This is a genomic window from Pseudomonas putida (assembly GCF_050990305.1).
Lineage (GTDB): Bacteria > Pseudomonadota > Gammaproteobacteria > Pseudomonadales > Pseudomonadaceae > Aquipseudomonas > Aquipseudomonas putida_AH.
This window is the reverse complement of record NZ_CP158817.1, coordinates 1582190-1605501: the sequence shown is the minus strand read 5'-3', so window position 1 is coordinate 1605501 and position 23312 is coordinate 1582190. Positions and strand designations below refer to the sequence as shown.

The 23312-nt window shown below is 59.5% G+C and carries 20 protein-coding genes, 4 tRNA genes and 1 pseudogene; 10 read left to right on the top strand and 15 right to left on the bottom strand.

All coding sequences use genetic code 11. From position 1 onward, the window contains the following. Nucleotides 1–31 precede the first annotated feature (31 nt). Nucleotides 32–2266 carry a DNA internalization-related competence protein ComEC/Rec2 gene (locus ABTV22_RS07450; protein ID WP_433739252.1) on the bottom strand — a complete coding sequence of 745 codons (2235 nt, stop codon included), beginning with the start codon at nucleotides 2264–2266 and terminating at the stop codon, nucleotides 32–34. A 136-nt stretch (nucleotides 2267–2402) separates the two neighbouring features. Between ABTV22_RS07450 and ABTV22_RS07445 the strand changes: the two genes are divergently transcribed. Continuing rightward, nucleotides 2403–2918 carry a DUF2062 domain-containing protein gene (locus ABTV22_RS07445; protein WP_433739251.1) on the top strand — a complete coding sequence of 172 codons (516 nt, stop codon included), beginning with the start codon at nucleotides 2403–2405 and terminating at the stop codon, nucleotides 2916–2918. Nucleotides 2919–3081: 163 nt separating this feature from the next. On the opposite strand, the gene ABTV22_RS07440 is transcribed toward ABTV22_RS07445, so the two are convergent. From ABTV22_RS07440 to ABTV22_RS07425, 4 genes are all read right to left on the bottom strand, one after another. Next, the gene (locus tag ABTV22_RS07440) at nucleotides 3082–3861 is read right to left on the bottom strand and encodes an ABC transporter permease (RefSeq protein ID WP_433739250.1); all 780 of its coding nucleotides are present in this window, start codon (nucleotides 3859–3861) and stop codon (nucleotides 3082–3084) included. Further along, nucleotides 3858–4790 (bottom strand): ABC transporter ATP-binding protein, encoded by a 933-nt coding sequence (locus ABTV22_RS07435; protein WP_433739249.1) that lies wholly within the window; start codon nucleotides 4788–4790, stop codon nucleotides 3858–3860. Before ABTV22_RS07435 ends, ABTV22_RS07440 begins: the two co-directional genes overlap by 4 nt. A gap of 133 nt (nucleotides 4791–4923) precedes the next feature. Then, nucleotides 4924–5547 (bottom strand): glutathione S-transferase family protein, encoded by a 624-nt coding sequence (locus tag ABTV22_RS07430; RefSeq protein WP_433739248.1) that lies wholly within the window; start codon nucleotides 5545–5547, stop codon nucleotides 4924–4926. Nucleotides 5548–5590: 43 nt separating this feature from the next. Next, nucleotides 5591–6250: a transglutaminase-like domain-containing protein gene (locus ABTV22_RS07425; RefSeq protein WP_433739247.1), complete on the bottom strand. Its 660-nt coding sequence runs from the start codon at nucleotides 6248–6250 to the stop codon at nucleotides 5591–5593. A 262-nt stretch (nucleotides 6251–6512) separates the two neighbouring features. Here ABTV22_RS07425 and ABTV22_RS07420 point away from each other — a divergent pair, with 262 nt between their 5' ends. Together ABTV22_RS07420 and ABTV22_RS07415 are read left to right on the top strand one after the other, a co-directional pair. Continuing rightward, nucleotides 6513–8960: an acyl-CoA dehydrogenase gene (locus ABTV22_RS07420; RefSeq protein WP_433739246.1), complete on the top strand. Its 2448-nt coding sequence runs from the start codon at nucleotides 6513–6515 to the stop codon at nucleotides 8958–8960. An 83-nt stretch (nucleotides 8961–9043) separates the two neighbouring features. Next, entirely contained in the window at nucleotides 9044–9451 is a 408-nt protein-coding gene (locus ABTV22_RS07415) for a PA2817 family protein (RefSeq protein ID WP_433739245.1), read from the top strand. 169 nt (nucleotides 9452–9620) lie between these two features. Here ABTV22_RS07415 and ABTV22_RS07410 read toward each other — a convergent pair whose 3' ends face one another. Further along, complete coding sequence (locus ABTV22_RS07410; RefSeq protein WP_433739244.1) at nucleotides 9621–10619, bottom strand: LysR substrate-binding domain-containing protein; 999 nt, start codon at nucleotides 10617–10619, stop codon at nucleotides 9621–9623. Between the two features lie 91 nt (nucleotides 10620–10710). On the opposite strand from ABTV22_RS07410, the gene ABTV22_RS07405 reads away from it, so the two are divergent. The 3 genes from ABTV22_RS07405 (at nucleotide 10711) to ABTV22_RS07395 (ending at nucleotide 12841) form a co-directional block, all read left to right on the top strand. Continuing rightward, the gene (locus ABTV22_RS07405) at nucleotides 10711–11337 is read left to right on the top strand and encodes an alanyl-tRNA editing protein (protein WP_433739243.1); all 627 of its coding nucleotides are present in this window, start codon (nucleotides 10711–10713) and stop codon (nucleotides 11335–11337) included. Between the two features lie 93 nt (nucleotides 11338–11430). Further along, nucleotides 11431–12201, top strand: coding sequence for a 2OG-Fe(II) oxygenase (locus ABTV22_RS07400; protein WP_433739242.1), 771 nt, complete (start codon nucleotides 11431–11433; stop codon nucleotides 12199–12201). Between the two features lies 1 nt (nucleotide 12202). Then, the gene (locus ABTV22_RS07395; RefSeq protein ID WP_433739241.1) at nucleotides 12203–12841 is read left to right on the top strand and encodes a LysE family translocator; all 639 of its coding nucleotides are present in this window, start codon (nucleotides 12203–12205) and stop codon (nucleotides 12839–12841) included. Nucleotides 12842–12958: 117 nt separating this feature from the next. On the opposite strand, the gene ABTV22_RS07390 is transcribed toward ABTV22_RS07395, so the two are convergent. The 4 genes from ABTV22_RS07390 to ABTV22_RS07375 all read right to left on the bottom strand — a co-directional run bounded on the left by ABTV22_RS07390 (nucleotide 12959) and on the right by ABTV22_RS07375 (nucleotide 13371). Next, a tRNA-Gly gene (locus ABTV22_RS07390) sits at nucleotides 12959–13034 on the bottom strand. Nucleotides 13035–13037: 3 nt separating this feature from the next. Further along, nucleotides 13038–13113, bottom strand: a tRNA-Glu gene (locus tag ABTV22_RS07385). Nucleotides 13114–13217: 104 nt separating this feature from the next. Further along, nucleotides 13218–13293, bottom strand: a tRNA-Gly gene (locus ABTV22_RS07380). A 2-nt stretch (nucleotides 13294–13295) separates the two neighbouring features. Continuing rightward, nucleotides 13296–13371, bottom strand: a tRNA-Glu gene (locus ABTV22_RS07375). Nucleotides 13372–13756: 385 nt separating this feature from the next. On the opposite strand from ABTV22_RS07375, the gene ABTV22_RS07370 reads away from it, so the two are divergent. Beyond that, nucleotides 13757–14515 (top strand): hypothetical protein, encoded by a 759-nt coding sequence (locus ABTV22_RS07370; protein ID WP_433739240.1) that lies wholly within the window; start codon nucleotides 13757–13759, stop codon nucleotides 14513–14515. 142 nt (nucleotides 14516–14657) lie between these two features. On the opposite strand, the gene ABTV22_RS07365 is transcribed toward ABTV22_RS07370, so the two are convergent. The 4 genes and pseudogenes from ABTV22_RS07365 to ABTV22_RS07350 form a co-directional block, all read right to left on the bottom strand. Then, a complete protein-coding gene (locus ABTV22_RS07365; RefSeq protein WP_433741329.1) occupies nucleotides 14658–15362 on the bottom strand; it encodes a methyl-accepting chemotaxis protein in 705 nt (234 codons plus the stop codon). Nucleotides 15363–15566: 204 nt separating this feature from the next. Continuing rightward, nucleotides 15567–15743 (bottom strand): annotated as a pseudogene (locus ABTV22_RS07360) (HAMP domain-containing protein); the annotation flags it as partial. 970 nt (nucleotides 15744–16713) lie between these two features. Next, complete coding sequence (locus tag ABTV22_RS07355; RefSeq protein ID WP_433739239.1) at nucleotides 16714–18081, bottom strand: PLP-dependent aminotransferase family protein; 1368 nt, start codon at nucleotides 18079–18081, stop codon at nucleotides 16714–16716. A 264-nt stretch (nucleotides 18082–18345) separates the two neighbouring features. Beyond that, nucleotides 18346–19107, bottom strand: coding sequence for an SDR family oxidoreductase (locus ABTV22_RS07350; protein WP_433739238.1), 762 nt, complete (start codon nucleotides 19105–19107; stop codon nucleotides 18346–18348). Nucleotides 19108–19343: 236 nt separating this feature from the next. On the opposite strand from ABTV22_RS07350, the gene ABTV22_RS07345 reads away from it, so the two are divergent. Next, complete coding sequence (locus tag ABTV22_RS07345; protein WP_433739237.1) at nucleotides 19344–20348, top strand: NADP-dependent oxidoreductase; 1005 nt, start codon at nucleotides 19344–19346, stop codon at nucleotides 20346–20348. 96 nt (nucleotides 20349–20444) lie between these two features. Here the strand turns inward: ABTV22_RS07345 and pyrF are convergent, their stop codons facing one another. Then, nucleotides 20445–21143 (bottom strand): orotidine-5'-phosphate decarboxylase, encoded by a 699-nt coding sequence (gene pyrF / locus ABTV22_RS07340; protein WP_162279042.1) that lies wholly within the window; start codon nucleotides 21141–21143, stop codon nucleotides 20445–20447. 293 nt (nucleotides 21144–21436) lie between these two features. Between pyrF and ABTV22_RS07335 the strand changes: the two genes are divergently transcribed. Both ABTV22_RS07335 and ABTV22_RS07330 read left to right on the top strand, forming a co-directional pair. After that, complete coding sequence (locus ABTV22_RS07335) at nucleotides 21437–22195, top strand: response regulator (RefSeq protein WP_433739236.1); 759 nt, start codon at nucleotides 21437–21439, stop codon at nucleotides 22193–22195. Then, nucleotides 22195–23253 carry a sensor histidine kinase gene (locus ABTV22_RS07330; RefSeq protein WP_433739235.1) on the top strand — a complete coding sequence of 353 codons (1059 nt, stop codon included), beginning with the start codon at nucleotides 22195–22197 and terminating at the stop codon, nucleotides 23251–23253. Before ABTV22_RS07335 ends, ABTV22_RS07330 begins: the two co-directional genes overlap by 1 nt. Nucleotides 23254–23312 lie beyond the last annotated feature (59 nt).

Below are 23312 nucleotides of genomic sequence, written 5' to 3'. Positions count from 1 at the left end.
TCGCATCCGGTCGGGCTTTAATAGCTCATGGTTATTTGTTCAGGGGCGGTGGATCACGCCAGAAACGCCGTTCCTGACGCATCGAACGCGGCGACTCGAAACGCCCCAGTTGCAGATGAATGGCGCCCTGCTCCGCACTGTCATAGATCGCCATGCCGTGTTTTCGGTAGCGTGCCAGCACCGTGGGATGGGGGTGGCCAAACGAGTTGCCCTGGCCACGGGAGATCAGTACGGCATGGGGTCGCAAGCCATTGAGCAGCGCCGTTGAGGAAGAACTGCGACTGCCATGGTGCGGCGCCTGTAACCAGTGGGTCTTCACACCCAATGGACTGTCGAGCAGGGCACGCTCGGCGGCCATGTCAATATCGCCGGTCAGCAACAATCGCTCGCCGTTGGCCTCAATCTGCAAAACACAGGATTTTGGATTGCTTTCACGGGCACTCGCCCACTGCCAAAGCTCAAAGCTCACACCGTCCCAGGTCCATCGCCGACCGCTCTCGCAGTCATCGGATAGCAGCTCGCTCGGCAGTGCCTCAGGTTCACCGCCCAGCACCTGCTTGACCGGCAACCCTTTGGCCACCGATCGAGCCCCGCCGGCATGATCGGCATGGGCATGACTGATCAGCATAAGGTCCAGATCTTTCACGCCCAGTTTGCGCAAGGTCGGCAGCACCACGCGCTCACCAAGGTCAATTTCGCCAAAACGCGGGCCAGTGTCATACAACAGCGTGTGATGACGCGTTCGCACCAGGATCGCCAGGCCTTGGCCGACATCCAGCTGCCAAATATCGGCGACCCCTTGCGGCACCTCGCAGCGCGGTGGAAAAACCAGCAACAGCAGCATCGGCCATCCCAGCGGGCGCAATGGCACGCCTCGCGGCAGCAAAAGCAGAAAGGCTCCCAGGGCGCCGAAACCCCATACCCACAGCGGGATCGCCACGGGCACCCACGCCGGAACCCGGCCAGCCGCCCATCCCAGCACCTTGAACAGTCCATCGATCAAGCCGCCCGCCAGCCACAGCAAACCTTCGCCGATGTCAGGCACCGGCAACAAAAGTGTCCCGAGCAACGCGGGTGGCAGCACCGCCAGGCTGATCCAGGGCACAGCCAGCAAGTTGACGAGTGGCCCACTGACACTGATCGGCAGCCCCAAGACCAGCAATATTGGCCCCAGACCAATTGCGATCAACCACTGTGCGCGGGTCCAGGTTTGCCACCATCGCCAGGGACCCAATCGACCACTGAAGGTAAAAATCAGCACCGCCACAGCAGCAAAGGACAACCAGAACCCCGGTTGCAGGCTGGCCAGCGGATCCAGTAACAAAACGCCATTAAGCGCCAGCAGCAGCGGCCACCAGGCGCCAAGATGACGAAATCGCAGGCGCCATAACAGCACCAGGCCGATCATCAGGCAGGCGCGCCGCACCGGCACCTCGAAGCCGGCCAATAACCCGTAACCGAGAGCAGCGGCGAACGCCAGGCCGCAGGCCCATGGGAGCCAGGGCAAACGGCTTGGCCAGAGGCCATACCGGGCAAGGCCGGCGATCAGCATGTACACCAATCCCGCCAGCAAGCCGACGTGCTGTCCGGAAATTACCAACAGATGCACGGTGCCGGTGTCCTGCAACACCTGCCAGTCTTCGCGGCTGAGCCCGGCACCGTCGCCGAGCACCAACGCCGCCAGTGCGCCCGATCGCCCCTGTGCATCCACGGCCAGCAACGTCTGGCGAATGCCGTCACGCCAAGCCCCGCTTGCCTCGGAAAGCCGCTCGCCATGCTTGACGGTCCCGGTCGCACCAATGCGCTGCGCGAGCAACCAGGCGTCGTAATCAAAGGCATGGGGATTGAGCAACCCTGAGGGACGCTTCAACTTGACCGCCAGTCGCCAACGCTCACCGCTGTTCACCGACGGTCCGTCGTACCAGGCCAGGCGCATGAGGCGTGGCACCTTTGCGTGCCGCGACCCACCATCTGCCAATTCGAATCGCACCACGGCTTCGCCCTGCTGGGGCAGTCCCGTTACCCGCCCCTCGATCCAACGCGTCTCGCCATCCAGGCCTGGCGCCAACCGATCATCCAGCGCCCACTGCGCCTGCAGGCAGGCCCAACTCAAACCGAACAGAAAAAACGCCACCGGGTACGTCTTGAATGGCAGCAACAGCACACCCACGACCGGCAACAATAACCACAATCCGACCGGCGGCAACGCCGGTAAAAAACGCAGGGTCAGCAAACCCAGCGCCAATGCCACCATCCCTGTGCGCATACGCCCGTCCTTGAGAGTTCCGTCTCTAGGAGTAGCCGGTCGATCGCACGAGCGCCGTTAACAATTGTCACAAAGTCTGAATGGGCGCTTCATGGAATCCAGACATACTTGCCGCCTTGACCGACCGAGAAGCCTTATGCCCCGGCGCTTATTCAAACGTTACATGCCAGACCCGACCAGTATCAGGGAACACAAATCCTTACGATTCCTCGGCACGCTGCTGCATGACCCAAACCTTTGGCACCTCAACCGTCACTCGGTCGCCCGCGCCATGGCCGTTGGCCTGTTCGCGGCATTCCTGCCGATTCCGATGCAAATGCTGGTCGCCGCTTTCCTCGCCATCGTCGTGCGCGGCAACATGCCGATTGCTGTCAGCCTGGTCTGGCTGACCAACCCGATCACCATGCCCGCCGTGTTCTTTTGCACTTATCAGGCGGGCGCCTGGTTAATGGACGTTCCCGCTCGCCAATTGCCGGACGAGTTGACCTGGGAATGGATCAGCGGCGAGCTGTCGACCTTGTGGCAGCCGTTTTTGCTGGGGTCCGTGGTGACCGGGCTGGCGCTAGGCGCATTAGCCTATTGCCTGGTGATGATGTATTGGCGCTGGTGGGTTGCTCGGCAATGGAAGCGGCGCAAGCAGCGCCGGATGTGAGCATGCAAAACGGCCTCCGATTGGAGGCCGTTTTTTATGGTACATGCACACCTGTAGGAGCAAAGCTTGCTCGCGATTGCGGTGTATCAGGCGACATCATTGAAGACTGGACTGCCGTCATCGCGAGCAAGCTTTGCTCCTACAGGGCAATGCAACAGTGATCTTATGTGCGCATCCCCCGCCCACTCACCAGCAACCGTGCGCAACCGAAGTACAGAATCACCGTCGCCACCAACATGAACGTAATCGCAATGCTGATGCGGATATCCGACACGCCAAGGATCCCGTAACGAAACGCATTGACCATGTGCAGCACCGGGTTGGCCAGCGAGACGGTCTGCCAGAACGGCGGCAGCAACGTAATCGAGTAAAACACCCCGCCCAGGTAGGTCAACGGTGTGAGCACGAAAGTCGGAATGATCGAGATGTCATCGAAGTTGCGCGCGAACACCGCGTTGATGAAGCCCAGCAGCGAGAAGATCGTCGCCGTCAGCACCACCACCAGCAGGGTCACGCCCAGGTGATGCACCTGCAAATGGGTGAAGAACAGCGACAGCAGGGTCACGATGATCCCGACCATCAATCCGCGCAGCACACCACCCAAGGTGTAGCCGATCAGAATGGTGTGCGGCGAGACCGGCGACACCATCAGCTCTTCGATGGAACGCTGAAATTTGCTGCCGAAGAAACTCGACACCACGTTGCCGTAGGAGTTGGTGATCACCGACATCATGATCAACCCTGGCACGATGTATTCCATGTAGGTGAAGCCACCCATGTCACCGATCTGCCGACCGATCAGGTTACCGAAGATCACGAAATACAGAACCATGGTGATGGCCGGCGGCAGCAGGGTCTGCGGCCAGATCCGGGTAAAGCGCCGGATTTCACGGTAAACGATGGTGTTCAGGGCGACAAGGTTGGGGCGAAACTCGGAACTCATACCGCCACCTTCGACAGATTTTTCTCCACCAGGGACACGAACAACTCCTCGAGGCGATTGGTTTTGTTGCGCAGGCTCAGCACTTCGATGTTCTGCTGGGCAAGCTGAGTGAAGAGCGCGGTGATGCCCATGCTTTTGTCTACCTGGACTTCCAGGGTGTGAGCATCGAGCAATCGCGAGGGATAGCCGATCAGTTGCGGCGGTACGCTCAGGCTGTTTTTCAGATCCAGCAGGAAGGTCTCGACATGCAACTGGCTGAGCAACTGCTTCATGCTGGTGTTTTCGACGATGGTGCCGTGGTCGATGATGCCGATGTTGCGGCACAACTGTTCAGCCTCTTCCAGGTAATGCGTGGTGAGGATGATGGTGATGCCTTTCTGGTTCAGCTCGGTAAGGAAGGTCCACATCGAGCGACGCAGTTCGATGTCCACACCGGCAGTCGGCTCGTCGAGGATCAGCAGGCGCGGTTGGTGAACCAGCGCACGGGCGATCATCAGTCGGCGCTTCATGCCGCCGGACAACGAACGTGACGGTACATCACGCTTGTCCCACAGCCCTAGCTGGGTCAGGTATTGCTCGGCGCGTTCCTTGGCGACTTTCGCCGGAATGCCGTAGTAACCGGCTTGGGTCACGACGATGTCGAAAGTCTTTTCAAACTGGTTGAAGTTGAATTCCTGGGGCACCACGCCGATGGAGCGCTTGAGCGCCGCCGGGTTCTTGTCCAGGTCGTGACCGAAGATATTCACCGTGCCGCTGGTCTTGTTCACCAGGGTCGAAAGAATGCCGATGGTCGTGGATTTGCCGGCGCCGTTCGGGCCGAGCAAGGCGAAAAAGTCACCTTCGGCGACGTCCAGATCGATACCACTCAAGGCCTGGAAACCGTTGCCGTAGGTTTTGGTTAGCTGCCGGATGGACAGAGCGGAACTCATATCGGATTTACGCACCAAGAAGGAAAGAAAAAGATAGATAAGGGCGGGCGGCGAGCAACACAACCACAGCGCGCTGGCACAATGGTGCTTGTCGCCGCCACACAAGTACAGTCAAGTGTGTCGATAGTGAGTATTAAGTCAACGCGGTCATGACCGCCTTGCGATACGCCGGACGCTGTTTCAGTCGTGCATACCAGGCCTCAAGATGAGGCTGCGATGCGCGCTCGATCGGCATCTCGAACCAGGCATAAATGAAACTGCCCAAGGGAATGTCGCCCATGCCGATTTGATCCCCGGACAGGTACGGCTGTGTCGCCAACGCTTGATCGGCCATGGCCAGCAGCGCCTCACACTCTTTGATCGCCGCCTTGATGGCGGGCCAGTCCTGCTGCTCTGCCGGGGTACGCAAGACGCCCCAGAACACGGTGCGGAAAGGACCGGCAAAACTGGAAGTGGTCCAGTCCATCCACTTGTCAGCGCTGGCTCGTGCGTGCAAATCCGACGGATACCAAGTGCTATCCGCAGCATGTTTGGTCAGCAGGTAGCGAACGATGGCGTTGGATTCCCACAACACGAAACCGTCGTCTTCAATCACCGGCACACGACCATTAGGGTTCATGGCCCGGTATTCGGGCGTATCGACGACACCAAATGCACCACCGGCATCGATGGCTTCATAGGCCAAGCCAAGTTCCTCGGCGGCCCACAACGGCTTTCTGACATTCGATGAATTCTTCCGACCCCAGATCCTCAGCATGACCGCCTCTCGATTGATGAATGCGCAGGCAGCATACGCCGGATCAGGCGCGACTCAAATCGCTCTGCATGTCCCCCAGCAGCGGTTGCTGATGCTCGCCGAACAGATGCGGATAGCACTTGCGCAGGTGCTCGAAGAAGAACGCTTCGGGTACATCGGTGAACTGCCCGTGATCGATCAGGTACTCCATCAATTTCTCGCCGTCGCGATTGAAGGAATGGAAAACGCTGTCGTTGATCCCGTCGAACTCCAGGGGCGCGACATTGAACAAATCGCACAAGCCCTGGTTGAACGCCGGCGTGGCTTTGACCCAGCGACCGTTCAGATACAACTCGGTGTAACCGTGCATGGCGAACACGTCGCTCTTGAGCAATTCAAGCAATCGCGGCGTCGACAAATGATTGCGCACATCCGCCAGGCCGATCCGCGCCGGGATCCCGCAATGCCGTGCCGCACCAGCCAGCAACGTGGACTTTGGCACGCAATAACTCTCCCCGGCCGCCAGCGCATAACTGCCGCGCAAGGTCTGCGGATCCAGGCTGAAGGTATACGGGTTGTAGCGCACCGCCTCGCGCACGGCGTAATAAAGATGGACCGCCTGCTCGATCGGCTCGCGGCGACTGCCACGATGCTTTTCGGCGAACTCCACCACCGAGGGATGGTCACTATCGATGAAGCGGCCGGGGCTCAGATACTCGTGCATGCGAGCAATCTCCATGCTGGTAATGTTCAGGGCAAGCCCCGAGTCTAGCGAGAGGTTCAGCACAGAGTTAACGACGTTTCGGCCAAACATGGGCGCTTTGTCGCCCGCTCAATGAACGATTCTTCACGGTCTGTCGCGCTTGAGGCCTACAAAATCATCCAGGGTCTCCCACGATTCGAGCACACCGCTCTGACCCGCCTGTTTCGCGGATGCCGTCTAAGCTCTGTGGGTTGGTTCGCCCTGGTTTCACGGAGGATTAAATATGCTGCTGTTGTGGATACTGGTTCTGGTTGTCGGGATAGCTTATTTAGCCCACCGTCGCATCGCGCCACTGCCCGCCCTGGGCATTGTGGCTGTCTACCTGCTGGCAATGGGTGCCTTCGGTCACGCACCGGGTGGGTTGTTGTTGATTTTCTGGGTGTTGGTCGCCGCCGTGGCTGCACCGTTGCTATTGCCTGATCTGCGTCGCAAATTTTTCAGCGCGCCAATGTTCAACTGGTTCCAGAAAACCCTGCCACCCATGTCGCAAACCGAACGCGACGCCATCGAAGCCGGCACCGTGTGGTGGGACGGCGAACTATTCAGTGGCCGTCCGGACTGGAACAAACTGCTGTCCTACCCCAAGGCGCAATTGAGTGAAGAGGAACAGGCCTTCATCGACGGCCCCACCGAAGAACTCTGTGCGATGGTCAGCGACTGGCAACTCGGTCAGACCATGGATTTACCGGCCGAGGCCTGGACGTATATCAAGGACAACGGCTTCTTCGCCCTGATCATTCCCAAGGAGTTTGGCGGCAAAGGCTTCTCGGCCTACGCCCACTCGCAAGTGGCGATGAAACTGGCGAGCCACAGCGGCGACCTCGCCTCCACCGTGATGGTCCCCAACTCCCTGGGCCCCGCCGAACTGCTGCTGCACTACGGCACCGATGAACAACGCAATCATTACTTGCCGCGCCTGGCGCGAGGCGACGATATCCCTTGCTTCGCCCTGACCGGTCCACTGGCCGGCTCCGACGCCGGCGGCATGCCAGACACGGGGGTGATCTGCAAAGGTCAATGGGAAGGCCAGGAAACCCTCGGCCTGCGCCTGAATTGGGAAAAGCGTTACATCACCCTGGGTCCAGTCGCCACCCTGCTCGGCCTGGCGTTCAAGGCCTACGACCCGGACCATCTGCTGGGCGAACAGGAAGACCTGGGCATCAGCCTGGCACTGGTTCCAACCGATACCCCCGGCGTGGTCATCGGTCGACGCCACCTGCCTCTGGGCGCGGCATTCATGAACGGCCCGAACTCAGGCAAGGACGTATTCATTCCGCTGGAGTTCTTGATCGGCGGACAGGAAATGCTCGGTAAGGGCTGGATGATGCTGATGAATTGCCTGTCGGTGGGTCGTTCGATCTCCCTCCCGGCGGTGGGCACCGGCATGGCCAAGTTCACCAGCCTGGTGACTGGCCAGTACGCGCAGATCCGCGAGCAGTTCAACGTGCCGATTGCAGCCTTCGAAGGCATTCAGGAAGCCATGGCCCGCATCGGTGGCAACGCCTGGATGATGGACGCCGCACGGATGTTGACCGCCAACGCGGTGGACCTCGGAGAAAAACCTTCGGTGCTGTCAGCGATTTTGAAGTATCAGCTCACCGAACGCGGCCGCGAGTGCATCAGTCATGCGATGGATGTGCATGGTGGCAAGGCGATCATCATGGGGCCGAAAAACTATCTCGGGCGCATGTGGCAAGGCGCGCCCATCTGCATCACCGTGGAAGGCGCGAACATTCTCTCGCGCAACCTGATGATCTTCGGCCAGGGCGCGATTCGCTGCCATCCCTTCGTACTCAAGGAAATGGCACTGGCCACCCGCGAGGACAAGGACCAGGCTTTGGCCGAGTTTGACACTCTGTTGCTCAAGCACATCGGTTTTGCCGTCGGCAATGCCGCCAGCACACTGGTGCTGAACCTTGGTTTCGGTCATTTGGAACACGAGCCGGGCGACAAGCTCAGCCAGGGTTATTTCCGCGCACTCAACCGTCAGGCGGCCGCGTTCGCACTGCTGGCCGACCTCAGCATGATGCTGCTGGGCGGTGAGCTGAAACGTCGCGAACGCCTGTCGGCACGATTGGGTGATGTGCTGAGCAACATGTACCTGGCCAGCGCCGCGCTCAAACGCTACAACGACCTCGATGCCCCGGAGCACATGGAACCGCTGTTTACCTGGGCCATGGAGGAAAGCCTCGGCCAGGCCGAACGGGCCATGGATGAACTGCTGAACAACTTCCCGAACAAGGTGCTGGGGTGCCTGTTGCGGGTGATCGTGTTCCCGTTCGGTCGCAGGCACAAAGGGCCGTCGGACAAGCTTGGCGCCGAAGTCGCCAAGGTGATCGGCCGTGCGAAAGGCGATCCGGCGCTCGAGGAAGTGCTGCTGGGGTGCTACCGCCCGCAATCGAACGAAGACCCGGTCGGCGTCCTGCAACATGCCTGCAACCTGTTGAACGCTGCACAACCGCTGCAGAAAAAGCTTCATGTGGCGCTCAAGAGTGGCCAGGTCAAACCGGCCGCCGGCGAGCCTGTCATCGATGCCGCATTGGAAGCCGGCGTGTTGCAACCTGTGGAGGCTCAAACCCTGCGTGAGGCAGAAGCGGCACGGCGCAAGGTGATCGACGTCGATGATTTCGACAAAGAAGCGATCGCTCTGACCGATGGCAAGGTCCGCTGATCCAACCAATCCCGTCCAGCATGTAAAAAAGGGCGCAGGGGCTTTATACTCCCGCGCCCGTTTTGCTCTTGAGGACTTATCTCGTGTCCAACATCGTTGCCGATCATCTCGTTTTGCTCGACCACCTGCGCAGCATCCTGGTCGCCGTAGGTGAGGCCGACCAGGTTCCCGAAGAAAGCCATGCCTTGTTCCTGGAGCGCTTTGACGAACTGCGTGCCCTGCTGCCGGTCGATCCGATCGAAAGCCAATACCTGGGCCAGGACATCCTGTGCCAGGTGATCACCCGCTACCCGCAAATCGCCCACCTGGTCCCACGCGACTTGCTGTGGTACTTCGCCGGCGACTGCCTGCACTACATGCCCGATGACGAAATCAACCTGTATCAGGCGCTGGAAGAACGTCGCTTCGAAGCCGAACAGAACGACGAACCTTTCGACTGGAATCAGGAAAAGCAATTGCTGGCGTTGTCGGATCAGGACAGCAAGCACTGATCCACGATCTGTAATGCAAAAGGCCCGCCTGGTAATCCAGGCGGGCCTTTTTGTTGAAGACGCCTTCGCGGGCAAGTCGGGTCGCCGCATCGCTCGCTCCTACAAAAAACACTCCCGGACCTGTAGGAGCGAGCGATGCGGCGACCCGACTTGCCCGCGATGAGGCCCGTCAGAACAACCCATCACTCTCGGGCAGCTCATACTCCGAAACGGCAATATTCACAGCGCTCGACTTGCCTGGCCGGCCCAACGTCGGCTCCTTCTCCAGACACGCCACCAGGTAATCGATCAACACCCGAATCTTGGGGGGCAGGTATCGGGTGGGCGAATGCAGCAACCAAGCGCCTCCGTGGTACGACGCCAGAAAGGTCCAGTCCGGCAGTACTTGCACCATCAACCCCTTCTCCAGGGCCCGACGCGCCGTGAAATACGGCAGGCTGCCAATGCCGATGTGCTGCAAAACGGCGCCGAAACGCACGCCCGTATGATTGGCGGCATATCGCCCGCGTACACCCACCGTGACGGTTTTATTGCCCTTCTTGAACTTCCAGCGCGCATCGCTCGGCGTTTCCCCCAAGTAGATGCAACTGTGATTGAGCAAATCATGGGGATGAGTCGGCGTTCCGTGCTCGGCCAGATACTGCGGTGTCGCGCAGAGCAAATGATCGATGGTCAGCAATTGCCGCCCCACCAGCCCCGGTGGCGGCCGATCGGTAATACGAATCGCCAGATCGACCTGATCGTCGATCAGATCCACCTGACGATCCTCCAGCAACAGCTCCACATCCACTTTCGGATAACGACGCAGAAACTCCGGCATATGCGGGTGAATCACGATTCGGCCTACCGCTTTCGGCACGCTGATTCGCACCACACCCTCGGGTTCATCGGTGAACTGACCACTGATTTCCATCACCGACCGGGCAGCACTGACCATGTCCTGACAGCGCTTGAAGACTTCCTCGCCACCGTCGCTCAAACGCAATTTGCGTGTGGTGCGTTGCAGCAAGCGTATGGCGAGGGCCTTCTCCAGTCGCGAAATGCTGCGGCTGACCGCCGAGGGTGAAGAGCCCAACTGGCGAGCCGCTTCGGAGAAGCTGCCGGTCTCGACAACCTTGACGAATATCGCCATCTCACCCAGCAGCGGCAGTGGTAGATTTATGCTCACAACGCAACAGTCCTTTGAGGTTTGAACGGATTATCACGTAATTCCACGCTCCATATAATAAAAAATGGAAACATCAATACGAGCATGGAATATGACGCTTCGCCTCTTTTTCCATAGTGATGACCTCAAGGCCGATGTGGAAGTCCTGGAATGCACACCCCACGAGAACGAATTCGCCGTGGTGTTGCGCGCAACATTGTTTCACCCTCAGGGTGGAGGGCAGCCCTGTGATACCGGCTGGATCGGCGACAGCCAAGTCATGCGGGTTGTCCAGGATCCAGATCGGATCGTCCACTTTGTCGACCGCCCGATAGCACTCGGCATGACACGGATCCGGGTCGATGAACCGCGTCGCCATTTCAATACACGCATGCATTCCGCCGGCCACCTGATCGGACACTTCGTTCAGGCCATGGGCTGGATGCCGATCAAGGCCCATCACTGGCCGGGCGAAGGACGCGTGCAATTCAAACCTGCGGATTCAGCGCAGGATGTCGAGGCGCACACCCTGCAACACGGCATTCAACAGTGGATTGCCCATGACCTGCCACGCCTGACTTCACTGCGTGAAGGTGCGCGGGAAATTGGTTTCGGCGAGCTGCCCGCTTACGGTTGCGGCGGCACCCATGTACGTAGCCTGAAGGATCTGGGCGCGGTCACGATCGAATCCCTTTCGCACAAAAAAGGGACGCTATCCGTTCACTACCACGTGGACTGAGCACCTTGGGCGATGCCGCCAACGACATCGCCTGACGCGGCAGGCGCCTGCCTTCGCAGGCTTCAATGACTCTCTGACAGATGGACCTGAGACATGATGCTAGACGTCGAGCGTCTCGATGAGACGTGCATAAGAAAGCTGGCCAACGAAGAAGTCCTCGCCATCCGCATCAAAGGCTGGCTGCCTGCGCCTCTGGCGATTCAGATCGGTGACAAGATTCTCGCACCGGGATTCGAAGGCTACATCAATGCGCCCAGTATCGGTCGCATCGGCATGGCGTTTTATGAGGCGGAAAACCAGCCGCTACTGGTCGAAGATTACTTCGAACGTGCCACCCGCAATATCGCGGAACTGCGCAACCGCTGCGCCCCCTATTCGTCGCCGATCGACACTTTGCGTTGCATGCTTGATGAGTCCTGGCCGGCAGGGGCACACCTGGAAATTCTCGACGGTCGCAAGATGTACGTCGGACTGTCCCGGGTGGTAAAGCCCGGCGTGTGCTTTCTCGCCCATCACGACATATTCGCCAAGGATGCGCCGGACAGCCTGCGGGCACGCAGCCTGAATGCACAGTTCGCCTGCAATGTTTACCTGAACATGCCCACTGAAGGCGGCGCCTTGCAGATCTGGGACCACGACATTTCCCCGGAACGGTTCGATGAGATGCGTGGCGACAGCTACGGCATCGAACCCGCCCTGCTCGGCAAGCCAAGCCTGGAGGTTCGCCCGGAGCCCGGCGACTTCATCATGTTCAATTCGCGCCGAATGCACGCAGTGACACCGGGCGTTGCCGATCCACGCTTGAGCCTTTCCTTCTTTGTCGGCTACCGCGACACGGCTTCCCCCCTGACTTTCTGGAGTTAAGATGCTTTCGAATTACCTGGGCGAGTTTCTTGCGCTGGCGACCATCCACTTCCTGGCCGTGGTCGCCCCCGGACCGGACTTCGCCGTGACGATCCGCCAAAGCGTTCGTTTTGGTCGATGGGTGGGAATCTGCACAGCACTGGGAATCGGCGCCGGCATTTCCGTGCATGTGCTGTACACCTTATTAGGCGTCGGTGCGTTGATGCACACGACGCCTTGGCTACTGACCGCAGCCAAGGTGATCGGGGGGGCTTACATCCTGTACCTCGGCATCAGCCTGTTACGCAGCAAACCCAAGCCTGTGCTTGAAGGCGAAAAAGATGTAGATGAACCGAATGGGGAACAAACCCTGATGAAGGCGTTCACCACAGGTTTTTTGACCAATGCCACCAACCCCAAGGCCACCCTGTTTTTTCTGGCGATTTTCACCACACTCATCAGCGCCACCACACCACTCCAGATACAGGCGCTGTACGGCGTTTGGATGTGCTGTGTGAACGCCCTGTGGTTTGTAGTCGTTGCACTGTTCTTTTCAAGCCATAAAGTTCGACTGCTATTCCTGCGCATGGGTCATTGGTTCGAACGCACCATGGGCGTGATCCTGATTCTGTTCGCCGGCCGGTTGATGCTGTCGATGTAAAAACGCCGATCATGCAAAAGGCCCGCTCAGTCTGACTGGCGGGCCTTTTTTCTAATATGGATACAAATCGTGCACAAACAAAAACGCCGCTCTATTGAGCGGCGTTTTCGTTAAATATGGAGCGGGAAACGAGACTCGAACTCGCGACCCCGACCTTGGCAAGGTCGTGCTCTACCAACTGAGCTATTCCCGCAAATGGCGTCCCCTAGGGGACTCGAACCCCTGTTACCGCCGTGAAAGGGCGGTGTCCTAGGCCACTAGACGAAGGGGACACGCTACCCGGAACACATGGTGTGTGTTTCGGTGTCCAGACCCTCATCCGAAGACTTGGTTCTGGTTTCACTCAGCCCTGCCCGAAAGCAACGCTGTTTAAAATTGGAGCGGGAAACGAGACTCGAACTCGCGACCCCGACCTTGGCAAGGTCGTGCTCTACCAACTGAGCTATTCCCGCATTGGCGTCCCCTAGGGGACTCGAACCCCTGTTACCGCCGTGAAAGGGCGGTGTCCTAGGCCACTAGACGAAGGGGACACGCTACAACATTCACTCCCTGCTTCGTTTCGCTGTGTGCTTTACGCTGCAAGTGGCGCGCATTCTATGGATGGTTTGAGAGGTCGTCAACCCCCTGTTATAAATTTTTTTAAATCAATGACTTGGCCCTGCTTTCAGCCCCCATCCGGTTTTTCCGTTGACCGGTGTTTGGCGCCTATATTCTGACGCTCATCAAAACGCTATAGTCCATGCTTTAAATGATGGCCATTTGCTTTGCTGGTGCCAGCATTTATAAAGCAGGGCCGTGGCCGATACAGGCAGTGCCTTGTCGAACCAACCCGTCGAGCAGTGCTAGGCGCCTAAATGCCGGGCCACTACACTCGCACGCGAACCCTATAAAGAGGTCTTACCGGTGACACCACTCATGATCACCCTGCTCGTCGTAGTCGGGATCGCCTTATTGATCGCCATTGGCTACATCAACCATGTGGTGGAGAACAATAAGCTGGAAAGGGCCCGAACCAAGGTTGAACTCAACGATCGCCTGCGTCGTTGCGGAGAGATCACCGAGACCTTCCCCGGCCAATTGATGACACCGGCGCTCAAGCTGTTACTGGCCCGCCTGGAGTTGAACGTCTGCCAGCGCCTGTTGAATCTGGAAAAAACCAGCGCCAACCTCAAGGCACGGATCGCCGAACTGGAAACCCTGGTTGCCCAAGGCGAATCGATCCCGGTCAACAACCCACCCGCGCCAATCCAGACCGAAGCCAAGGCCAAGGACGTGCGCTTTCTGCTCGAAGCCATGCATGGCCAGATCACCCGTGCAGCCCAGGACGGTTTCCTGCCACCCAACGAAGCCAAGCGCTGGATCCGCGAAGTCCGGCATATCCTGGTGCTGCTGCACATCGAATTTTTCAACAACCTCGGCCAGCACTCCCTGCAACAGAACCAGCCAGGCCAGGCACGCCTGGCATTCGAACGCGGCGTGCAATACCTGCGCAAACAGCAGGAGCCACAGGTTTACGCAGAACAGCTCGAATACCTGGAAAAGCTCCTGGCTCGTGCCGACGCACAAGTCATGGACCGCATCGCCCCGGTAGAAGGCGAAATGAATCAATTGACCGAAGGTCTCAAGGACGTCGAGGCGGATGCGGACTGGAAGAAGAAAGTGATCTACGACTGATCACCGGAGCGGTAACGGAAAAGCCACCGAGACCGGTGGTTTTTTTTGACGATTCAAGATCAAAAGATCGCAGCCTTCGGCAGCTCCTACATTGAAATGCGTCCCTGTAGGAGCTGCCGAAGGCTGCGATCTTTTACGGTCACTAAAGCCTGAAATGCCCCACCATCCCCTTCAACTCAACGCCCAACTGTGCCAATTCGATACTCGACGCCGCATTCCCCTGCATCGCCAGGGATGACTGATCGGCGCTGGCACGAATGCTGGTGACACTGCGATTGATCTCCTCGGCCACCGAACTCTGCTCCTCGGCAGCCGCCGCGATCTGCTGGTTCATCTGCTGGATCAACGACACCGCCGCCGCAATACTTCCCAATGCACTTTCGGTTTGCAGGGCGTCGCTGACCGCCAACTTCACCAGTTCGCCACTGTTCTGAATCTGCTGTACCGATGTTTGCGCCGCCGAACGCAAGGCGCTGACCAATCGTTCAATCTCCTCGGTCGACTGCTGGGTCCGCTTGGCCAGCGCACGCACCTCATCGGCCACCACCGCAAACCCCCTGCCCTGCTCGCCCGCCCGTGCAGCCTCGATAGCTGCGTTCAGCGCCAGCAGGTTGGTCTGTTCGGCCACACTTTTAATGACGCTGAGCACGGTGCCGATGTTCTGGATTTCCGCGCTCAGGCTCTCGATGCTCGAACTGGCTGAAGTGGCCGAGTCCGCCAGCTGTTCGATCCGCGCCATGCTTTGGCGCACTACGAGTTGACCGCTTTCCACCTTGCCGTCAGCCGTTTGCGCGGCCACGGCAGCCTCCTCGGCGTTACGCGCGACATCGTGCACGGTGGCGGTCATCTGATTCATCGCCGTGGCGACTTGCTCGGTTTCCTCCTTCTGGCTGCTAACCTCAAGGTTGGTCTGTTCTGTCACCGCCGACAGCGATTGCGCTGAAGTCGCCAGTTGTTCGATGCCCGCCTGCAAACCGCTGACAATATGGCTCAGCCCCGCCCCCATCTGCTGCATGGCCTGCATCAATTGCCCGATCTCGTCTCGACGGGTGACGTCGACCGTTCCGCTCAAATCCCCCGAGGCAATCTGTTGCGCCACGCGAATCACACGGCGCAACGGCCCCACGATCAAACGGGTAATGACCCAGGACGCAATCAATCCGACCAGCAATGCCAGTGCCGAAGAGCCGATGATCAACAACGAGTTCTTTTTCAGTTCTGCCTGCATCGATTGGTCTTCGGCGACATAGGCCTGATCCACCCGCTCCACCACCTGGGCTGCGCGTTGATGCAACTGCTGATAAACGGTTTTTTCCTGCTCCAGAAGACCGGTGTACTCAGCGAGTTTGTCGCTGAAACTGGCGATATGACCCATCACTTCATTGAGGACAGTCTGGTAGCCCTCATCCTTGACGGTGGTTTTCAGCTGCTGTGCCATGTCCAAAGCCTGACTGGCCTGTTCGATCTTGCCCTGTCCAGCGCTGTCGTCGCCCTTGCGGCTCTGATCCAGGCGTACGCGGGCTTCGTTCATCGCCTGCAACATCAAGCGGGACACCTGGCTGACCTGATTGGCCTGCTCGACAAATTGCGCACCGTCCTTGCCCTCGGAATCCTTCAAGGTGTAGGTACCGTCATCGGCAAGACCGGACTGCAGTACATCAAGGTTGTTGGCCACGCTGGACACCGACCAACTGGCCATTTCCAGCGCCAGATCCTTGGCCTGACTGAGCGAGACAAACTCGTCGAACGCTTTGCGATACGCACCGAGAGACTGCTCGACGTCATTCATCACCGGCACGTTGGCCGCCGACTCAGTCTTGAGCCGGTTGGCCAGGGCGATCAGGCCATCCACCCCTTCATGCAGGGCATCGGCAGTTTTCGGATTACCGTGCAAGGCATATTCCTGCTCCAACAAGCGTACCTTCAGTAACCCGCTGTTGAGCGATGACATTTGCTTGAGCCCATCGAAACGATGGCTGATGGTTTGCAGGGACCAGACTCCGATGGCCGCCACCAGGGCAGTCAACAACAGCACCAGCACAAACCCGATACCCAGTTTTTTTGCCATACCGAGGTTGGCGAAACGTCCTTGCACGGCCGAAATCATTGCACTCAGTCCCCTGCCATTGTCTATAGGCGCAGATTCGCAACGGGCCCGTGGCAACACAAGACTCTGGCGCCGGAATAATGGCAAAAAGCTACGTCTGCGTCGTTTTCAGAACGCTTGAGGTCGATTCGCAAGCGGTAGCCTGGAAAAAGGCCCGGGCTCGCGAATCACACGCATAGGCCACATTGATACGCAGCCAATCAGTGGTCGCGCCGGTTGGGCTGAAGACCGTCATTGATGGCAGCGAGACGCCAAAACGCCGAGCCTGTGCTCGCACTTCAGCACAGTCCTGGATCCGCGATCGCGCCCAGAGAAACAAGCCTCCCGCAGTTGTGCCGAACACCTCCCACCCGGCATCTTCGAGCCGCTGCAATACCACCAGGCGATTACGGCTCAAGCGCTGCCGCTGACGTTGCACCATTTGACGGTAGGTGCCATTGGCCAATAGACAAGCCACCACCGCCTCGCAAAATCGCGAGGCGCCCAGGCTGCTGATCATCTTGACCTCAGCCAATCGCGCAATCATCTCGACACTGGCAACGACAAAACCGACCCGCAAAGAGCTACTGAGGGTTTTCGAATAGCTGCCGACATAAATCACCTCCTCATCCAGTGCGGCGAGGCGTTTGCCGGGCCCGTTGTGCAGGTCTGCATAAACATCGTCTTCGATCACCAGCACACCCTGTTCTTTTGCCAGTTGCAGCATCCGCTGCGCCACCTCGGGCACCAGGCTGCAGCCAGTCGGATTGTGGTGGAAGCTGTTGATGAACAATCCTCGAGGACGGTGCTTCAGCAGCAGCGCCTCCAAAGCGGCGAGGTCCGGCCCGCGCGGGGTTCGCGGGACCCCAAGCATTTTGACGCCATGCAGGCTGAGCAGATCGAACAACGCCGGATAACCGGGGCTTTCCACCACCACGCAATCTCCCGGCTTGAACAACGTCCGCACGATCAGGTCCAGCCCCTGACTGGCCCCCGCCGTCGTCAGGATTTGGCAGTCCTCGACGACGATATCCAGCTGTTTCAGGCTCTTGAGGATCTGCTGGCGCAAAGCGGGCAGACCCAACGGCGAGCTGTAGTTGAACAGGCCAGCCATGTCGGTGCGACTGACCTCTCGGATTGCGTACGCCAGATCGTCCGTCTCGCGCCAGCTTTCGGGCAAGCCACCATCACCCAATGGCAACTGATACAAGGCAACGTCCTGTTGCTCAGTGGAGCTCGAAGCCGGGTTGGCCACGACGTAACCGGCGGCATGACGCGACGCCAGCACCCCTTGTGCAACCAGTCGCTCGCAGGCTTCGACGACACAAGACTGACTGAGCAAATTGATGTGCGCGATCTTGCGCACGGAAAGCAAACGCGTGCCGGGGGCTACGTCGTTGCAACGGATCCAGCAGGTTAACGCGTCAACGATTTGTTGTACGACCGGCACCAGGGCCCGTCGATCAATTCTCAATTCCATGAGCAAGCAACTCCTGTTGGTTAGCGCAAACCAGTTAATCACAGGAGCGTTCACCGGGATGTGCGACAACGCCGTCAGGATCCGCGGTTTCAATCGTTTGAAACACAGTGCCAGGCCCCATATCCAGGGCGACAAAAAACCTGTGGGAGCGGGCTTGCTCGCGAAAGCGGAGTATCAGACAACATTGATGTCGACTGACACTCGCACTTCGCGAGCAAGCCCGCTCCCACAGGTTCGGTGTTGTTTACAGATCAGTGGCTAATCTCAGAACGCGGTCACACCGCCATCCACCGCCAGCGAATGCCCGGTGGTAAACGCTGCCCCGTCGCTGCACAGATACAGCACCGCGCTGGCGATTTCCTCGACCTTGCCGATGCGCCCCACTGGGTGCATGGCATTGGCGAATTCACCTTTCTTCGGGTCCGCTTCATAGGCGCGGCGGAACATGTCGGTGTCGATCACCGCCGGGCAAACCGCATTGACCCGGATCTTTTTCTTGGCGTATTCAATGGCCGCCGATTTGGTCAGGCCGATCACCGCATGCTTGGAAGCGGCGTAGATGCTCATTTTCGGCGCAGCGCCGAGACCGGCCACGGAAGCAGTGTTAACGATCGCTCCGCCGCCCTGGGCCAGCAGTAAAGGTAACTGGTACTTCATGCACAGCCAGACGCCTTTGACGTTGACGCCCATGATCGCGTCGAATTCGTCGACAGTGCCTTCGGCCAGCTTGCCTTTCTCGATCTCGATGCCGGCATTGTTGAAGGCATAGTCGAGGCGACCGTAGGTATTGATCACCTCGTCCATCAGGTTTTTCACTTCGTTTTCCACGGTGACGTTGCAGCGTACGAAGGTCGCTTCGCCGCCCGCCGTACGAATCAGCGCCACGGTCCCCTCACCACCCGCCGTGTCCAGGTCGGCCACCACCACCTTCAGGCCTTCGGCGGCGAACGCCTGGGCCGTTGCGCGACCGATACCATTGGCAGCGCCCGTCACTACGGCGACCTGTCCGGAAAACGTCATGCTCATTGTTATGTCCTCAAAGAGAAGATTGCGGGGATGGCTTTTCCCGCAGTCTAGGCACAGCGCCCCATGACACGGCAGCACTATCAGAAGGCCAGTTGGGTGCCCATGAGTTGCAGTGATGGAACTGCCGTACCAACTATCACTGCACTGGATCAACCTGCATTCGCCGCATCAGCCAAACTTGCGGCCTCGTTCATGAAGGTCTATCAACAAGGCTTCATTCATCTTGAGTGCCTGTCATGACTGCCCAGACCAATCGCCAATTCCTGCTCGCCAAACGTCCCATCGGCGCGGCAACCCGCGAGACCTTCACCTATCAGCAAGTACCGGTCGGCGAGCCGGCGGCGGGTCAGATCCTGGTCAAAAATGAATACCTTTCGCTGGACCCGGCCATGCGTGGCTGGATGAACGAGGGCAAGTCCTACATCCCGCCGGTCGGCTTGGGCGAAGTGATGCGCGCCTTGGGCGTGGGAAAAGTCGTGGCGTCGAACAACCCCGGGTTCGCAGTGGGGGACTACGTCAACGGCGCACTGGGCGTGCAGGACTATTTCCTCGGTGAGCCGCGAGGCTTCTACAAGGTCGATCCGAAACTCGCTCCTCTGCCGCGTTACCTCTCCGCATTGGGCATGACCGGCATGACGGCCTACTTCGCCCTGCTCGATGTCGGCGCCCCCAAGGCAGGCGAAACCGTGGTGCTGTCGGGCGCGGCCGGCGCGGTGGGCAGCATTGCCGGGCAGATCGCCAAGATCAAGGGTTGCCGCGTAGTGGGCATTGCCGGGGGCGCCGACAAGTGCAAGTTCCTGATCGATGAGCTGGGTTTCGACGGTGTCATCGACTACAAGAACGAAGACGTCATCGCCGGCCTCAAGCGTGAATGCCCGAAAGGCGTCGATGTGTACTTCGATAACGTCGGTGGCGACATTCTCGACGCGGTGCTCAGCCGCCTGAACATGAAGGCCCGGGTGGTGATTTGCGGCGCCATCAGCCAGTACAACAACAAGGAAGCGGTCAAGGGCCCGGCCAACTATCTGGCGTTGCTGGTCAACCGCGCGCGGATGGAAGGCTTTGTGGTGATGGACTACGCCGCACAATTCGCCGCTGCCGGGCAGGAAATGGCCGGATGGATGGCCAAGGGGCAGCTCAAGAGCAAGGAAGATATCGTCGAAGGGCTGGAGACGTTCCCGGAGACGCTGATGAAGTTGTTCAGCGGGGAAAATTTCGGGAAGTTGGTGTTGAAGGTTTAACGTCGACCTGTAGGAGCCGGCTTGCTGGCGATCACTTCACCTCGGTCTATTTGAAATACCTCGGTGACTGCATCGCCAGCAAGCCGGCTCCTACGTTCAGGCCAGTTCGGCCACTACCGAAGCCAACGCCTGCGCCGGATCGGCCGCCTGGCTGATCGGACGGCCGATCACCAGGTAATCGGAACCGGCATCCAGCGCCTGACGCGGGGTCAGGATACGGCGCTGATCGTCTTGGGCGCTGCCCGCCGGGCGAATCCCCGGGGTCACCAGTTGCAGCGACGGGTGCGCCGATTTCAGGGCCTGGGCTTCCAGTGCCGAGCACACCAAGCCGTCCATCCCGGCTTTTTCCGCCAGGGCTGCCAGGCGCAGCACTTGCTCCTGCGGTTCGATATCCAGACCGATACCGGCCAGATCTTCACGCTCCATGCTAGTCAGCACGGTCACGCCGATCAGCAGCGGTTGCGGGCCGCTACGCTTGTCCAGCACTTCACGGCACGCGGCCATCATGCGCAGGCCACCGGAACAATGCACGTTGACCATCCACACACCCATTTCCGCGGCGGCTTTAACGGCCATGGCGGTGGTATTGGGAATGTCGTGGAACTTGAGGTCCAGGAACACTTCGAAACCTTTGTCGCGCAAGGTGCCGACAATTTCCGACGCACAGCTGGTGAACAGTTCTTTACCGACTTTGACCCGGCACAGCTTCGGGTCCAACTGATCGGCCAGCTTCAGTGCGGCGTCACGGGTGGGGAAATCCAGGGCGACGATGATAGGAGTCTGGCAGGCGGACATGAGTGGGCTCTCAGGCAAGTCGAAATCGGCGCGCATTGTAGCGGAACCGGCGCCGCTGCGGGACCCGATGATCGGTAAATCGTCGAGAACGCTCAGGCAAGCCTAGCTTTTGCGGCCATTGTGTCGAATTCGGTACATTCCCGACACGTCCACAACACCCCTGGCCGCTACCCTCCCCAGCCGCAACATGTCCTTACAGCACTTCCCGCCTCAGGGCCGGACGCCTATGCTGAAGCCACAACCTCGCCGCCTATCTTTGTGGTTGGCAGCCTATACGGCAGATGAACGCACGCATGCACACGACCCACGCACCTCTTAACGACGATCAAAAAGCGCCCGGCGACGACAAGCGCTGGAGCATTCGCGCCCTGATCGTCGACGATGACGTCCCGATCCGCGAATTGATGATCGACTACCTGGCCCGGTTCAACATCCACGCCAGCGGTGTCACCGATGGCGCCGCCATGCGCCTGGCCATGCAGGCAGAGCATTTCGACGTGGTGGTGCTGGACCTGATGCTGCCCGGCGAAGACGGGCTATCGCTGTGCCGCTGGCTGCGCGCCGAATCGGACATCCCGATCCTGATGCTCACCGCCCGCTGCGAACCCACCGACCGGATCATCGGCCTGGAACTGGGTGCCGACGATTACATGGCCAAGCCATTCGAACCCCGAGAGCTGGTGGCGCGCATCCAGACCATTCTGCGTCGAGTCCGCGACGACCGCACCGAACAGCGGGCGAACATCCGCTTTGACAACTGGCGTCTGAACAGCGTGCTGCGCCAGTTGATCGCCGCCGATGGCCTGGTGGTGCCGCTGTCCAACGCCGAATTCCGCCTGCTGTGGGTGTTCATCGAACGGCCGCGACGGGTCCTGAGCCGCGAACAATTGCTAGACGCCGCCCGTGGCCGATCGATCGAAGCCTTTGATCGCAGCATCGACCTGCTGGTGTCGCGCCTGCGGCAGAAACTGGGCGATGACCCCAAAGCTCCCCAACTGATCAAGACCGTGCGCGGTGAAGGCTACCTGTTCGACGCCCGAGATATCGGCTGATGCGCGGGCGCTTCGATACGCTGTTCGGCCGCCTGTTTGGCGTGCTGTTAGTGGCGATTATCCTGGCGCACCTGCTGGCCTTTGCCTGGTTTCATTATTACGGTCCGCCTCCACCGCCACCTCCGCCACCTCCGTCAGGGTTCTCCGAAGGGGTCGACGGTCAACGCCCGCGACCGGATCCGCGCCTGGAAAAACGGCCACCCCGGCCATGGTTCAGCGGACCGCTGGTACCCCTGACCTTTCAATTCATCTCGCTGATCATCGCCGCCTGGTACGGTGCCAAATTGCTGAGCCGGCCTATCCAGCGTCTGAGCGCCGCCGCCGAGCGCCTGAGCGAGAACCTCGACAGCCCGCCGCTGGATGAGTCCGGGCCTCAGGAAGCGCGGATGGCCGCACACACCTTCAATCAAATGCAGCGACGGATCATAGAGCAAGTCAAGCAACGCTCACGGATGCTCGGCGCGGTGTCACACGACCTGCGCACGCCCCTGTCGCGGCTCAAGCTGCGGCTGGAACAGATCGACGACGACAAGTTGCAGGGCCAGATGCGCCAGGATCTGGACGACATGATCAGCATGCTCGACGCCACCCTCACCTACCTGCACGAACAGCGCACCAGTGAGGCACCGCAGTGGATGGATGTGCAGGCGCTGGTGGAGTCCTTGAGCGAAAACGCCCAGGATCAAGGCGCCGATGTCCAGACCCAGGGGCACTGTGCGCCGCTGCAAGTGCAACCGATGGCCTTGCGTTCCTGCATCAATAACCTGCTGGACAATGCCTTGCGGTATGCCGGCCAGGCATCGATCACTCTGGACGACCGGCGCGATCATCTGTTGATCAGGGTCATCGACCGTGGGCTCGGCATCGCGCCGGAGCAACGCGAAGCAGTGTTTGAACCCTTCTTCCGCGTGGAAGGTTCGCGCAATCGCAATTCCGGCGGGGTCGGCCTGGGCATGACCATTGCCCGCGAAGCAGCGGAGCGTATGGGCGGGCAATTGAGCCTGGAAGAAACCCCCGGCGGCGGGTTGACCGCCATCATCCGCCTGCCGCGTACCTGAATGTCCCTCAGGGCACTTGGTTGACCTGATGAAGATGTATTCCAACCGCTACAAAGCCC

Excerpts from the sequence above, each read along its gene's own strand:
- ABTV22_RS07440 (WP_433739250.1), bottom strand. The coding sequence starts at position 3,861 with ATGAGTTCCGAGTTTCGCCCCAACCTTGTCGCCCTGAACACCATCGTT.
- ABTV22_RS07365 (WP_433741329.1), bottom strand. The coding sequence starts at position 15,362 with ATGACCGCCACCGTGCACGATGTCGCGCGTAACGCCGAGGAGGCTGCC.
- ABTV22_RS07355 (WP_433739239.1), bottom strand. The coding sequence starts at position 18,081 with ATGGAATTGAGAATTGATCGACGGGCCCTGGTGCCGGTCGTACAACAA.
- ABTV22_RS07425 (WP_433739247.1), bottom strand. The coding sequence starts at position 6,250 with ATGCACGAGTATCTGAGCCCCGGCCGCTTCATCGATAGTGACCATCCC.
- ABTV22_RS07370 (WP_433739240.1), top strand. The coding sequence starts at position 13,757 with ATGATCACCCTGCTCGTCGTAGTCGGGATCGCCTTATTGATCGCCATT.
- pyrF (WP_162279042.1), bottom strand. The coding sequence starts at position 21,143 with ATGTCCGCCTGCCAGACTCCTATCATCGTCGCCCTGGATTTCCCCACC.
- ABTV22_RS07420 (WP_433739246.1), top strand. The coding sequence starts at position 6,513 with ATGCTGCTGTTGTGGATACTGGTTCTGGTTGTCGGGATAGCTTATTTA.
- ABTV22_RS07350 (WP_433739238.1), bottom strand. The coding sequence starts at position 19,107 with ATGAGCATGACGTTTTCCGGACAGGTCGCCGTAGTGACGGGCGCTGCC.
- ABTV22_RS07345 (WP_433739237.1), top strand. The coding sequence starts at position 19,344 with ATGACTGCCCAGACCAATCGCCAATTCCTGCTCGCCAAACGTCCCATC.
- ABTV22_RS07450 (WP_433739252.1), bottom strand. The coding sequence starts at position 2,266 with ATGCGCACAGGGATGGTGGCATTGGCGCTGGGTTTGCTGACCCTGCGT.
- ABTV22_RS07405 (WP_433739243.1), top strand. The coding sequence starts at position 10,711 with ATGACGCTTCGCCTCTTTTTCCATAGTGATGACCTCAAGGCCGATGTG.
- ABTV22_RS07400 (WP_433739242.1), top strand. The coding sequence starts at position 11,431 with ATGATGCTAGACGTCGAGCGTCTCGATGAGACGTGCATAAGAAAGCTG.
- ABTV22_RS07435 (WP_433739249.1), bottom strand. The coding sequence starts at position 4,790 with ATGAGTTCCGCTCTGTCCATCCGGCAGCTAACCAAAACCTACGGCAAC.
- ABTV22_RS07330 (WP_433739235.1), top strand. The coding sequence starts at position 22,195 with ATGCGCGGGCGCTTCGATACGCTGTTCGGCCGCCTGTTTGGCGTGCTG.
- ABTV22_RS07430 (WP_433739248.1), bottom strand. The coding sequence starts at position 5,547 with ATGCTGAGGATCTGGGGTCGGAAGAATTCATCGAATGTCAGAAAGCCG.
- ABTV22_RS07445 (WP_433739251.1), top strand. The coding sequence starts at position 2,403 with ATGCCCCGGCGCTTATTCAAACGTTACATGCCAGACCCGACCAGTATC.
- ABTV22_RS07335 (WP_433739236.1), top strand. The coding sequence starts at position 21,437 with ATGCACACGACCCACGCACCTCTTAACGACGATCAAAAAGCGCCCGGC.
- ABTV22_RS07395 (WP_433739241.1), top strand. The coding sequence starts at position 12,203 with ATGCTTTCGAATTACCTGGGCGAGTTTCTTGCGCTGGCGACCATCCAC.